Raw genomic sequence first — 11,937 nt, forward strand, 5'->3', positions numbered from 1 at the left:
GCCCGGTCGTCGGGATTGTCGGACCGAAGAGGTAGCCTCCGTGCATGGCGGATACCTCGACGCAGTCGATCCAGGTTCATGCGCCCGTCGACCGCGTGGCCGCGGTGATCTGCGATTTCCCGCGCTACCCGGAGTGGGTCGACGCGCTGAAGCAGATCGAGGTCCTTCAGGAGTACGAAGACGGTTACGCGGCCCAGGTGCGGTGGGTGATCGACGCCGGGGTGATGGCCGACGACTACACCCTGGAGTACGCATATGCCGACGATCTGTCCCGCATCGAATGGCACCTGATCGAGCCGTCCAAGACGCAGAAGTCGCAGGAGGGTTCCTACGACCTCGCCGATAACGGTGACGACACCACCACGGTCACCTACACACTCGAGGTGGAGCTCTCCATCGGCATGCTCGGCATGTTCCGTCGCAAGGCCGAAAAGATGATCATGGACACAGCGTTGAAGCAGCTCAAGCGCCGTGTCGAGAGCCTGCCGGCGAGCTGAGCGGGAGGTTCGGGGATGACGTCGTCGGCACGGGAAGAGGCCGAGCGGCTGGTCGCGACGATGATCGCGATGGCCGCGAGCGGCGGCCTGGGTGCCGCGGCGCGAGCTTCGGACGATTCTTCCGGTACGCGGGACGCGGTCGCCGCCGGACTGGGCGCGATCGCCGAGTCGGTCAGCGGGATCGTCGGCCGCCTCGCAAGAGGCCCGGAGCCGAGCGGCCACGAGCCGAGCGCCCAGGGGTCGAGCGCCCAGGGGCCCGGCGGCGAGAAGCAGGGGAGCCAGCAGCACACCTGGTCGACCGGCAGCGCCGCGTGCTGCGTCTGCCCGGTCTGCCGGGCGATCGCCGCGGTGCGTGACCCGAGCCCCGACACCGCCGCCCGCCTGGCCGTCGGCGCCGGTGACCTGGCGGCCGGCGTCGCGAGCATGATGCGCGCGCTGTCGTCGCTGGCCGGCGACCGCCCGAAACCAACGCCGTCCCGCCCGGCCCCGGCTGCGCCGGACCCCGACGACGCCTGGTCGTTCGCAACGCGCCGGACCGCTCCGGAGACCGCTCCGGACGAGGGCGCCGGGTCGGACGAGGGCGCCGCGCCGGGTGGCGACGCGGAGGCGGGCGCCGGTGCTGTAGCCGGCGACGATCCGCGCTTCGCGGGCGACCCGTGGGCCGCGGCATCGGCGGTGAGCGCGGCCGAGGCAGAAGCTGAGCGCCTGCGCGCCCGCCGGGCGGCCGACGCGGCCCGGCGCAAGGCGGCCAAGGCCGCCCGTGAGGCAGCCGCCGAGGCGGCGCGCCGGGTGGCGGAGGCGGCAGCACTGGCCGAAGCCGCCAAAGCGAACGCCCGCGCGGAGGCAGCCGGGTCGACCAGGGCCGAGACGGGGTCCGGGACGCCGACGTCCGAGACGGGGGACACGAATGCCAGGGCGGGGCGGTCCGCCCGTACCCCTCAAAGGTTTGATGTGTGGGCCGCGGCCACCGCTGATGCGGGTGTTGGCGGCGTGGCGCGACCCGCGACGGTGGATCATGATGTTCCGGGCGCCGAGGCGCCCGGTGAGCGCGACGGCGCGGCGGGCGACGCGGCCCCCGGCGACGGCGCACAGTAAGCGGGTAGCAGAGGAGACAGCGTGACGCTGACCATCGGAGTCGACGTCGGCGGCACCAAGGTGGCCGGTGGGGTGGTCGACGAGCACGGCACGGTGCTGGCGTCCAACCGCCGTGACACGCCTGCCGAGGACCCGGCCGGCACCCGGGACACCATCGTCGAGGTGGCCGCCGAGCTGGCCGCTCAATATCCGCAGGCCACCGCGATCGGCATCGGGGCCGCCGCCTGGATCGACGCGGCCGCCTCCACCGTGCTGTTCGCGCCCAATCTGGCCTGGCGGGACGAACCGTTGCGCGACTACGTCGCCAAGGCGGTCGGCCTGCCCACCGTGCTGGAGAACGACGCCAACGTCGCGGCCTGGGCCGAGTTCCGGTTCGGGGTGGCCCGGCACGCCGACGACTCGATGGTGATGATCACCGTGGGGACCGGGATCGGCGGTGGCATCGTGCTCGGCGGCAAGCTGTGGCGCGGCGCCAACGGCATCGCCGGCGAGCTGGGGCACATCCAGTCGGTGCCGGACGGTCACCCCTGCGGTTGTGGCCGGCTGGGCTGCCTGGAGCAGTACGCGAGCGGTAACGCCCTGGTCCGATTCGCCCGGGCCGGCGCCCGGCAGGAGCCGGAGCGGGCCGAGAAGCTGCTCGCGCTGGCCGGCGGCGACCCGCTGGCGATCACCGGGCGGCAGATCACCGAGGCGGCGCACGCCGGTGACGGGGTGGCCCGGGACGCGTTCGCGCAGATCGGCTACTGGCTCGGGGTGGCGATGGCCGACCTGGCGCAGAGCCTCGACCCGGAGATCCTGGTGGTCGGCGGCGGCGTGGTCGACGCCGGTGACCTGCTCATGACGCCGACCCGGAACACCTACCGGGACCAGCTCAAGCAGCGCGGCCGCTTCCCGGTCGCCGACGTGGTGGCCGCGGAGACGGGCAACACGGCGGGAGTGGTCGGCGCGGCCGACCTGGCCCGGCGGGCCTAGGCATGCCGCCGCTGCGGGTTCTCAGCTACAACGTGCACGGGTTGCGCGACGACCGGGCGGCGCTGATCGCCCTGATCCGCGACCTGGCCCCGGACGTCCTGGTGGTGCAGGAGGCGCCGCGCCGGTTCCTGTGGCGGCACAAGTGCGCGGCGCTGGCCAACGACACCGGCATGGTGGTCGGGGCCGGCGGGCTGCCGGCGCTGGGCAACCTGCTGCTGGTCAGCATGCGGGTCCGGGTGCACGAGACCTGGTGCATGCGGTACCCGCTGACCCCGGGCCGGCACCTGCGCGGCGCCGCGTTCCTGCGCGGCTCGGTGCGCGGCGGCGGGTTCACCGTGTCCGGTTCGCACCTGGCCACCGATCCGGCCGAGCGGCCGGCCCAGGCGGCCCTCTGGAAGGAGGCCCTCGACGGCGTCGAGGGCCCGGTGATCGCGGCCGCCGACCTGAACGAGGGCCCGGGCGGGGGCGCCTGGCGCACGGTCGAGGACGGCCTGGTCTCCTCGTCGGCGGGCTCGTTCACCTACCCCGCGACGCTTCCCGCACGGCTCATCGACGGGCTGTTCGTCACCCCGGACATCACCATCGAGCGGTACGAGGTGGTGGAGTCCGACCTGGCCCGCCGGGCCAGTGATCATCTTCCGGTTCTCGCGGACCTTTCGCTCCCTTCCTCCTAGCCCACGTATCTGGCAGTATCGCCGCGTGCACGACACTCCGGACATCGCCGACCGTCGGGACGCGGTCTGCGTCATCGGGGCCGGGGCCAGCGGACTCGCGACGATCAAGAACCTTCGCGAGCACGGTTTCGCGGTCGACTGTTATGAGCGCGAGACGTCGGTGGGCGGCGCGTGGAACTGGCGGCACGATCGCAGCCCGGTCTACGCGAACACCCACCTGATCTCGTCACGGCCGCTGACCGAGTTCCCCGACTTCCCGATGCCGGACAACTGGCCCGACTACCCGCACCACAGTCAGCTGCTGTCCTACCTGGAGCGGTACGCGAAGCATTTCGGACTGGGCGAGCACATCTGGTTCGGCACCGAGGTGGTGTCGGCGGTGCCGGTCGGCGACGGCCGCTGGGACGTCACCACCCGGTCGACCGGTGGCGGCTCGTCGCGGGTGCAGCGCTACGCGGCGGTGATCGCGGCGAACGGGCACAACTGGTCCCCGGCCAAGCCGGACATCCCGGGCGACTTCAAGGGCCAGGTCATCCACTCGGCGCAGTACAAGGACCCGGCCCAGCTGCGCAACCGCAAGGTGCTCGTCATCGGCGGCGGCAACACCGGCTGCGACATCGCGGTCGAGGCCGCCCAGCAGGCCACCACGGTCTGGCACTCGACCCGGCGCGGCTACTGGTACGCCCCCAAGTACATCGCCGGGCGCCCCGCCGACCAGGTGAACGACCGCCTGCTCAAGTGGCGGCTGCCCCTGAAGATGCGGCAGTGGATCTACCGCCGCACCCTCGCGCTGACCACCGGCGACCTGTCCCGTTACGGCCTCCCGGCGCCCGACCACCGGCCGTACGAGAGTCACCCGATCGTCAACAGCCAGCTGCCGTACTACCTCGGCCACGGCCGGATCAAACCGGTGCCGGACGTGACCCGGTTCGCCGGGGGCCGGGTCGAGCTCGCCGACGGCCGCGGCATCGACCCCGACCTGGTGATCACCGCGACCGGTTACGCCCCGCGCTTCGAGTTCCTCGGCCCCGAGCTGATCGGCACCGAGGGTGACGGCCGGCCCGACCTGCACCTGCACGCGTTCGCCCGCAAGCACCCGACGCTCGCCGTGGTGGGCCTGCTCCAGCCGGACGCCGGGCTGCTGCCGCTCGCGCACTGGCAGAGCGTGGCGGTGGCCCGCTGGCTGCAGCTGCGCCGGGAGGACCCGGTCCGGGCCGCGGCCGTGCAGCAGAAGGAGTCGGCCCGCCCGGTCAGCAGCTGGTCGCGCCGCCAGGTGGTGGACACCCGCCGGCACTGGTTCGAGGTCGACCACATCGCCTACCTGAAGTCGGTCGGGGAGCTGTTGCACGAGATGGAGCCGGCCACATGACCGACCTGCTGCGCTTCGACGACTGGACGTCGCCCGTTCCGCCGGTCGAGCGGGAGGTGCTGTCCCGGCTGGTCGAGGGGGAGGACGGGCAGCCGCCGCTGCTGTTCGTGCCCGGTCCGGGCCTGGGGGCGTGGGCGTTCGCCGAGCACTGGCTCGCGCACGCGGCCGGCCGCGGTTTCCCGGCGCACGCGCTGACTCCGCGCGCGGACGGCGGCCTGCGCGCCCACGTGCACGACGTGGTGCAGACGGCGGCGTCGCTGCCCCGGCAGGCGGTGCTGATCGGGCACGGCGCCGGCGCCCTGGTCGTGTCCCGCGCGCTGGGCCGCTACCCGGCCCGCGCGGCCGTGCTGGTCGCGCCGGTGATGGACCGATGGGCGACGCTGGGCGCCGCTCTCAAGGCCAACCCTTTCGGTACGCTGCGCAGCCGTCCCCGCCTGAACCGTAAGCAGTTGTTCAGCGACGGCGTGGACGCCGAGGCGTACCTGGCCCGGATGGCCTTCTCGCGCCGGCTGACCGTCCCGAAGGAGACCCCGCGCCCGGTCGGCCGCCCGCCGGTGCTGGTGGTGGGCTCGCCGGACGACCGGGTCGTGCCGCGCAAGTCCCTGGACCGGGTCGCCACCCACTACGGCGGCGCCCCGCTGCTGTTCCCCGGCATGGCCCACGCCCTGATGCTCGACACCGGCTGGCCGGAGCCGATCGACGCGATCCTGGACTGGCTGACCAAGGAGTTAAGCGCGGGGAGCTAGCGCCTCCCGCTGCCGGGGCAGGTGGCGGGCCAGCTGGCCGGAGTGGTCGAGCGCGGTGAGGTAGGCGCGGGCCCACGCGTGGATGTCGTTCTCGGTGATGTGCGCGCGCATCGCGGCCATCCGCCGGGACAGGTCGGCCGGTTCGGCGACCAGCGCCCGCAGCAGCGTCTCCTTCAACCCGTCCACGTCGTGCGGGTTGACCTGGAACGCGTCCTCCAGCTCGTTGGCCGCGCCGGCGAACTCGCTGAGCACCAGCGCGCCGGTGTCGTCGGCCCGGGCCGCCACATATTCCTTGGCCACCAGGTTCATCCCGTCGCGCAGCGGGGTCACCACCATGACGTCGGCGGTCTGGTAGAGCGCGGCCAGGTCGGCCCGGTCGAACGGCTGGTTCAGGTAGTGGATGGCCGGCTGGCCGACCCGGCCGTACTCCCCGTTGATCCGGCCGACCTCGCTCTCGATCCGGTCCTTCAGGCCTCGGTAGCTCTCGACGCGTTCCCGGCTCGGCACCGCGACCTGCACCATCACCACGTCGCGCACCTTGACCCGCCCGTCGCGCAGCAGCTCGCTGTACGCCGTGAGGCGGTGCTCGATGCCCTTGGTGTAGTCCAGCCGGTCGACGCTGAGCAGCACCTTCTTGTGCAGCCCGAGATCGTGCCGCAGCTGCCGGGCCTGGTTGACCACGTAGGGCCGGGCGTTCAGCGCCTCCATCTCGGTGACGTCGATCGACACCGGGAACGCGCCGGTGCGCACCACCCGGCCGTCGAACAGGATCGCGTCGTCGGCGCCCTTCGCACCGAGCAGCTTGCCGGCCAGCTGGGCCACGTTGTGCGCGGCCTGCGGCCGCTGGAAGCCGACCAGGTCGGCGCCGAGCATGCCGCGCAGCAGCTCGAGCCGGCGGGGGAGCTGCATGAACAGCTCGGGCGGCGGGAACGGCACGTGCATGAAGAAGCCGATCAGTACGTCCGGGCGCAGCTCGCGGAGCATCTGTGGCACCAGCTGCAGGTGGTAGTCCTGGATCCAGACGGCCGCGCCCGGCTCGGCCACCTCGGCGGCGGCCTCGGCGAACCGGCGGTTGACCGTGCGGTAGGTCTCCCACCAGCCGCGGTCGAAGACGGGTTGCTCGACGGCGTCGTGGTAGAGCGGCCAGAGCGTCGAGTTGGCGAAGCCCTCGTAGTAGCCGCGCAGCTCGTCCTCGGTCAGCGGGACCGGGCGCAGCCGCAGCGTGCCGATGTCGGCGAGAGGGGGCGCCGGACCGACCCCGCCGCCCCAGCCCACCCAGGTGGCGGGGGTGCTTTCGAGGATGGCGTGCAGGGCGCTGGCCAGCCCACCCGGACTCCGTCGCCACTCGCAGGCCCCGTCGGGAGCGACGTTGTCATCGAGCGGGAGACGGTTGGCGACCACGACCAACGAGCTCTGGCGCATCACCGAAGGTTACTAGTTACCCACCAGTGCGCTACACCGACAGTGGTCAATTCAACTGAACGGCCAGAAACGGCACAGACGGGGCGCCCGGACAGGGCCTAGACGACCGCGCCGTCGTCGTAGTCGTCTTCCTCGTCGTCGCCGGAGCGCAGGCGCCACACGAGCATGACCGCGCCGGACACGATCGCCGCGAAGCCGATCAGGGTCACGTAGTCCTGCGCGATCGGCAGGATGCCGGGGAAGAGGAAGAGCACGAAACCGACCAGGACGCCGAGGATGCCGGCGATCGCGTATTTCGACAGGCGGGGCAGCGGCGGGGGATCCGGCGGAATGTACCGGTCCTCCTCCTCGTCCTCGAGGTCGGCGCCGAACGTGTCGAGCCCATCGAGCAGCGACGACTCGGCGGCCGGTTTCTGGTCGGTGCGGCGGCGGCCGTAGCCGGCTCCCTCGGCGGCCGGGGGCGGGGCCGGCTCGGCCGGCAGCTCCTCGGAGGCGGGCCAGGGCGCGGCGGTCGGGTCGACCGAGGTGTGGAAGCCGGCCACGATCTTTGCCCACTCGGCCTCGATGTCCGGCCCGGTGCTCTTCGGCTCGGCGGTGGGATCAGCGGGCGGGGTCGGCGGAATCCCGCCGGTCACCTTGTGCAGCTGCTCGCGGGCCTCGTCGAGATGGGTGCGATCCACATAGAGCCGGTCGGTCGGCCGGGCCGGCAGCGTGGTGGCCCGCAGGATCGGGTTGAGATCGGCCGTGGGCTGTAGGTATGCCGCGATGCCCGCGGCCTGCAGCACGTCGAGCAGGTGCTCACCGACGCGCGGATCGACGTCACCGGCCGCTGCGAAGTCGGCCGCGTCGATCCCGTTGTCCCGCCGCCCGCGGCGGGCGCCACCCGCTGTCACCCTGCACACTCCCTCGCCGACCGTGCCTTGAATGGTGACACGCCAAGTACCGGTTGCGGGAGTGCGTTGTGGCGCGCCGTCCCGCTTCGTACGCTTCGCTGGTGTTCTATTGGTTGCTGAAGTACGTGGTTCTCGGGCCGCTGCTGCGTGTCCTGTTCCGGCCGGACGTGCGTGGCCTGGCGAATGTGCCCGGGTCGGGGCCGGTGATCCTCGCCTGCAACCATCTTTCGTTCTCCGACTCGATCTTCACACCCCTGATGGTCGGCCGCAGGGTGACTTTCGTCGCGAAAGCGGAGTACTTCACCGGTAAGGGCATCAAAGGTCGCCTGATGCGCCAGTTCTTCCTCTCGACCGGGACGATCCCGGTGGACCGTTCGGGCGGCCGCGCTGCCCAGGCGGCTCTGGACACGCTGCTGCGGGTGCTGGGCGAGGACGGCATCGCCGGCATCTATCCGGAGGGCACCCGCTCGCCGGACGGCCGGCTCTACCGCGGCAAGACCGGGGTGGCCCGGCTGGCCCTGGAGAGCGGCGCCAAGGTCGTCCCGGTGGCGCTGCTCAACACCGACGAGATCCAGCCGACCGGCACCTTCATTCCGAAGATCAAGCGGGTACGGATGCGGTTCGGTCACCCGCTCGACTTCTCCCGCTACGCCGACTCGCGCGGCGACCGCTTCGTCGAACGAGCCATCACTGACGAGATCATGTACGAGCTGATGGTGCTGTCCGGCCGCGAGTACGTCGATGTCTACGCCACGAAGCTCAAGACCTCGATAGAGATGCCGGTTACGGCACACCCATCCCCGCTCGACGCCGGAGCGCCTGAAGGTCGGTGACCACGATCCGGCGACCCTCGGTGCGCAGCCAGCCGCGGCTGGCGAACGACCCGATCGCCTGGTTGACGCTCTGCCGGGAACCGCCGGCCATCTCGGCCAGCTGACTCTGGTTGAGCTCGATCGTGATCATCGGAGCCTGGCTCTCGCCGGCCAGCCGCACCAGCGTCTTGGCCACCCGCCCGGGCAGGTCGAGGAAGACGTGATCGGTGTTCTGCTCGGTGAGCCGGCGGATCAGGGCGCCGACCGAGCGCATCACCGCGTCCAGGATGCGCGGGTTGGAGTGCACCAGGTCCATGAACGCGGCCCGGGACAGGGTGAGCGCCTGCGAGTCCTCGATCGCCTCGGCCGAGGTGCTGCGGGTCGACGCGTCCAGAAGGGACACCTCGCCCAGCACGTCCGGCGGGCGGACCACGGTGAGCACCGCACGCTCCCCGGTCGGGGCGGTGCGGAAGATCGCGACGGCGCCGCGCTTGAGAATGATCAGGGACTCGCCGGGGTCGTGCTCGACGAAAAGGATCTGTCCCTTGCGATAGTTGCGTGGAACGGCGGTGGCGATCACCCGCTGCCGGACGTCCGGCTCCAGGCCGGCGAACATCTCCACGCCGGCGAGCGCGTCGCCGGAATCCGGCAAACGATGGTCCACGGCGCTATCCCTCCCCCGGTGGGGACCGCGCCGTAGGCCCCCCGGCCGGCGTCGGCCCCTCGACGCGAACGATCACTAATAGCATGAAGCAGTCCTCCAGCGCCATTCTGCGCAGTCAGACCGCCACGGCCTCGTCTGATCATGTCGCGCCGGTCGCTATCTGTAAACCTCCTAATAGCCAAGCGTGATTGTCACCCGTCCTGTCCGTCGTGACGCCGGCCGATGCCGCGATACTCCCGCCGTGCCGCACGACGACCTTGTTCTCTCCACTTTGCGCGATCAGTGGCATCTGCTGCCCGGCGAGATCGTCGCGTTGCCCGACGAGCTGCTGTCCCAGGGCTGGGAGGTGTCGGCCGGGCCGGACCGCTACGTCTGCCGGCTCGCCGAACCGGGCGCCCGCCAGCCGGTCGAGGCCGGCCTGATCGCCGCCGAGCACCTGCGGGCCCGGAACGTCGTGGCCGGTGAACCGGTGCGCACCCTCGGCGGTGGGCTCACCGCGCAGACCCCGGCCGGTGCGCTGGCCCTGCTGCGCCGCGCACCCGGCCGGCCGCTCCACGGCGGCGACCCGATCGATCAGCAGTGGTGGGGGGACCGGTTGGGCGTCGTACACAAGGTCTTGCAGCACTTTCACCACCCCGGCCTGCGCCCGTGGCAGCCGCTCGACCCGGGCGCGGCCCATCTGGCCGCGGAGCCATGGCTCCGCGCCGCCGTCGCCGACGCGGTCGGCGCGGCCACCCGCCTGACCGTCACCGACCGATTGACGTACGGCGTACTGCACGGCGATCCGGCCCCGGGCAGCTTCGTGGTCGACCCGGGTACCGGCCGGGCCGGACTGCTCGACTGCGGGGCGAGCGGGGTCGGCCCGCTGGTCTACGACGTGGCCGCCGCGGTCGGCTACGCCGGCGGCCCGGAGCAGGCCACCGACCTGATCGACGGCTACCTGGCGGCCGGGCCGGTGCGCCGCGACGAGCTCGAGGCCGCCCTGCCGGTGCTGACCCGGCTGCGCTGGGCGGTGCGGGCCGACCGAGCCGCCCGCCGGGGTGACTCCCGCACCCTCGGGTGTGCCCGCACGGCCCTGGAGTCGGCGGCCGGCTGAGCATGGGCGAGGATGGTCACGTGGCCGCATACAGGTACTTCTACGACTGCGAGTTCATCGAGGACGGCCGCGTGGTCGATCTTGTCTCGATCGGGGTCGTCGACGAGTTCGGCCGCGAGTTCTACGCGGTCAGCACCGAGTTCGACGACACCAAGGCGATCCCCTGGGTGCGCCGCAACGTCCTCGACAAGCTCCCGTCGCCGTCCGACAAGGCGTGGCGCTCCCGCGAGCGCATCCGGGAAGACCTGTTCGAGTTCTTGATGGAGCCGATCCGCGGCCGCGACGAGCAGATGGAGTTGTGGGCCTGGTTCGCCGCCTACGACCACGTCGCCCTGGCCCAGCTGTGGGGCGCGATGCCGGCCCTGCCGCGGGAGATCCCGCGCTTCACCAAGGACCTGCGCCAGCTCTGGGACGACCGCGGCCGGCCGCATCTGCCGAGCATGTCCGGCCGGCACGACGCGCTGGTGGACGCCCGGCACAATCTGGCCCGCTGGGAGGTACTGAAGGCTTAGCCTGATGTCGGGGCGCTTTCGCCCACGTTTCTGGCTGCGACTAAGGTTCCGTTCGCGGCCCGCCCCGGGCCCGGCAACGCTGCCGAGAGTGCTCCCTGGGGCTGACGGGCTTTCTGCATCCTCGCGACCCGATTCAGGGAGGACGAGCAAATCATGCGTATCGGCGTGCTCACCGGCGGCGGCGACTGCCCCGGTCTCAACGCGGTGATCCGGGCGGTGGTCCGCAAGGGCGTCGCCGCGTACGGTCACGAGTTCGTCGGATTCCGCGACGGCTGGAAGGGCCCGCTCGAGGGCCTGACGAAGCCGCTCGGTATCGCGGAGGTCCGCGGCATCCTGCCGCGCGGCGGCACCATCCTGGGATCCTCGCGCACCAACCCCTTCAAGATCGAGGGTGGTGTCGACCGGATCAAGGCCAACCTGGCCGAGCAGGGCGTCGACGCGCTGGTCGCGATCGGCGGTGAGGACACCCTGGGCGTCGCCACCAAGCTCAACGACCTCGGCGTCAACGTGGTCGGCGTGCCGAAGACGATCGACAACGACCTCAACGCGACCGACTACACGTTCGGCTTCGACACCGCGGTGAACATCGCGATGGAGGCGATCGACCGGCTGCACACCACCGCCGAGTCGCACCACCGCACCCTGGTCGTCGAGGTCATGGGCCGGCACGCCGGCTGGATCGCGCTGCACGCCGGCCTCGCCGGTGGCGCCAACGTGATCCTGCTGCCCGAGCGCAACTTCGACGTGGAGCAGGTCGCCACCTACGTGACCAAGCGCTTCCAGGTGGAGTACGCACCGATCGTGGTCGTCGCCGAGGGCGCCCAGCCGCTCGAGGGCCAGATGGTCCTGCACAACCAGGAGCTCGACTCGTTCGGCCACGTCCGCCTCGGTGGCATCGGCCAGTGGCTGGCCGAGCAGCTGGAGGAGAAGACCGGCAAGGAGGCCCGTACGGTCGTCCTCGGTCACATCCAGCGTGGTGGCACCCCGACCGCGTTCGACCGGGTGCTCGCCACCCGCTTCGGGCTGCAGGCGATTGACGCCGTCCACGAGGGTGACTTCGGTAAGATGATGGCGCTGCGGGGCACCGACATCGTCCGCGTGCCGCTGATCGAGGGCACCGGCGAGCTCAAGACCGTGCCGCTCTCCCGCTACGAAGAGGCTGAAGTCTTCTTCGGCAGCTGATCT

At 71.7% G+C, this 11,937-nt stretch carries 13 protein-coding genes; 10 read left to right on the forward strand and 3 right to left on the reverse strand.

Features of this window, described 5'->3' with window-relative positions:
• The first annotated feature begins 44 nt into the window (after positions 1-44).
• Genes Ato02nite_RS31250 through Ato02nite_RS31275 form a run of 6 tightly spaced genes read left to right on the forward strand, consistent with a single transcriptional unit; the run spans position 45 to position 5,353 of the window.
• Positions 45-497, forward strand: a complete 453-nt coding sequence (locus tag Ato02nite_RS31250; protein ID WP_213010254.1) for an SRPBCC family protein — start codon at positions 45-47, stop codon at positions 495-497.
• Positions 498-512: 15 nt separating this feature from the next.
• On the forward strand, positions 513-1,592 hold the full coding sequence (locus tag Ato02nite_RS53340; RefSeq protein ID WP_213010255.1) for a hypothetical protein: 1,080 nt from the start codon (positions 513-515) through the stop codon (positions 1,590-1,592).
• 21 nt (positions 1,593-1,613) lie between these two features.
• Positions 1,614-2,564 carry an ROK family glucokinase gene (locus tag Ato02nite_RS31260; protein ID WP_213010256.1) on the forward strand — a complete coding sequence of 317 codons (951 nt, stop codon included), beginning with the start codon at positions 1,614-1,616 and terminating at the stop codon, positions 2,562-2,564.
• Positions 2,565-2,566: 2 nt separating this feature from the next.
• Positions 2,567-3,238 (forward strand): endonuclease/exonuclease/phosphatase family protein, encoded by a 672-nt coding sequence (locus tag Ato02nite_RS31265; RefSeq protein WP_213010257.1) that lies wholly within the window; start codon positions 2,567-2,569, stop codon positions 3,236-3,238.
• A gap of 25 nt (positions 3,239-3,263) precedes the next feature.
• Positions 3,264-4,607 (forward strand): flavin-containing monooxygenase, encoded by a 1,344-nt coding sequence (locus Ato02nite_RS31270; protein WP_213010258.1) that lies wholly within the window; start codon positions 3,264-3,266, stop codon positions 4,605-4,607.
• Entirely contained in the window at positions 4,604-5,353 is a 750-nt protein-coding gene (locus Ato02nite_RS31275; RefSeq protein WP_213010259.1) for an alpha/beta hydrolase, read from the forward strand. Before Ato02nite_RS31270 ends, Ato02nite_RS31275 begins: the two co-directional genes overlap by 4 nt.
• On the opposite strand, the gene Ato02nite_RS31280 is transcribed toward Ato02nite_RS31275, so the two are convergent.
• Positions 5,336-6,775: an alpha,alpha-trehalose-phosphate synthase (UDP-forming) gene (locus tag Ato02nite_RS31280; RefSeq protein WP_213010260.1), complete on the reverse strand. Its 1,440-nt coding sequence runs from the start codon at positions 6,773-6,775 to the stop codon at positions 5,336-5,338. The two genes, Ato02nite_RS31275 and Ato02nite_RS31280, sit on opposite strands and share 18 nt — an antisense overlap.
• Positions 6,776-6,873: 98 nt before the next feature.
• Positions 6,874-7,668, reverse strand: coding sequence for a DUF308 domain-containing protein (locus Ato02nite_RS31285; RefSeq protein ID WP_213010261.1), 795 nt, complete (start codon positions 7,666-7,668; stop codon positions 6,874-6,876).
• 101 nt (positions 7,669-7,769) lie between these two features.
• Here Ato02nite_RS31285 and Ato02nite_RS31290 point away from each other — a divergent pair, with 101 nt between their 5' ends.
• On the forward strand, positions 7,770-8,501 hold the full coding sequence (locus Ato02nite_RS31290) for a lysophospholipid acyltransferase family protein (protein ID WP_213010262.1): 732 nt from the start codon (positions 7,770-7,772) through the stop codon (positions 8,499-8,501).
• Here the strand turns inward: Ato02nite_RS31290 and Ato02nite_RS31295 are convergent.
• Positions 8,452-9,096 carry a Crp/Fnr family transcriptional regulator gene (locus Ato02nite_RS31295; RefSeq protein ID WP_438873087.1) on the reverse strand — a complete coding sequence of 215 codons (645 nt, stop codon included), beginning with the start codon at positions 9,094-9,096 and terminating at the stop codon, positions 8,452-8,454. The two genes, Ato02nite_RS31290 and Ato02nite_RS31295, sit on opposite strands and share 50 nt — an antisense overlap.
• A gap of 289 nt (positions 9,097-9,385) precedes the next feature.
• On the opposite strand from Ato02nite_RS31295, the gene Ato02nite_RS31300 reads away from it, so the two are divergent.
• The 3 genes from Ato02nite_RS31300 to Ato02nite_RS31310 all read left to right on the forward strand — a co-directional run bounded on the left by Ato02nite_RS31300 (position 9,386) and on the right by Ato02nite_RS31310 (position 11,934).
• Complete coding sequence (locus tag Ato02nite_RS31300) at positions 9,386-10,240, forward strand: phosphotransferase enzyme family protein (protein WP_213010264.1); 855 nt, start codon at positions 9,386-9,388, stop codon at positions 10,238-10,240.
• Positions 10,241-10,260: 20 nt separating this feature from the next.
• A complete protein-coding gene (locus tag Ato02nite_RS31305; protein WP_246607629.1) occupies positions 10,261-10,752 on the forward strand; it encodes a polyadenylate-specific 3'-exoribonuclease AS in 492 nt (163 codons plus the stop codon).
• Between the two features lie 153 nt (positions 10,753-10,905).
• Positions 10,906-11,934 carry a 6-phosphofructokinase gene (locus Ato02nite_RS31310; protein WP_213010266.1) on the forward strand — a complete coding sequence of 343 codons (1,029 nt, stop codon included), beginning with the start codon at positions 10,906-10,908 and terminating at the stop codon, positions 11,932-11,934.
• Positions 11,935-11,937 lie beyond the last annotated feature (3 nt).

The sequence above is a fragment of the Paractinoplanes toevensis genome, from assembly GCF_018332695.1.
GTDB lineage: Bacteria > Actinomycetota > Actinomycetes > Mycobacteriales > Micromonosporaceae > Actinoplanes > Actinoplanes toevensis.

What these genes read in the sequence shown, in the direction of transcription:
- Ato02nite_RS31250 (WP_213010254.1), top strand. Translation starts at nt 45, where the DNA reads ATGGCGGATACCTCGACGCAGTCGATCCAGGTTCATGCGCCCGTCGAC.
- Ato02nite_RS53340 (WP_213010255.1), top strand. Translation starts at nt 513, where the DNA reads ATGACGTCGTCGGCACGGGAAGAGGCCGAGCGGCTGGTCGCGACGATG.
- Ato02nite_RS31265 (WP_213010257.1), top strand. Translation starts at nt 2,567, where the DNA reads ATGCCGCCGCTGCGGGTTCTCAGCTACAACGTGCACGGGTTGCGCGAC.
- Ato02nite_RS31275 (WP_213010259.1), top strand. Translation starts at nt 4,604, where the DNA reads ATGACCGACCTGCTGCGCTTCGACGACTGGACGTCGCCCGTTCCGCCG.
- Ato02nite_RS31280 (WP_213010260.1), bottom strand. Translation starts at nt 6,775, where the DNA reads ATGCGCCAGAGCTCGTTGGTCGTGGTCGCCAACCGTCTCCCGCTCGAT.
- Ato02nite_RS31295 (WP_438873087.1), bottom strand. Translation starts at nt 9,096, where the DNA reads ATGTTCGCCGGCCTGGAGCCGGACGTCCGGCAGCGGGTGATCGCCACC.
- Ato02nite_RS31310 (WP_213010266.1), top strand. Translation starts at nt 10,906, where the DNA reads ATGCGTATCGGCGTGCTCACCGGCGGCGGCGACTGCCCCGGTCTCAAC.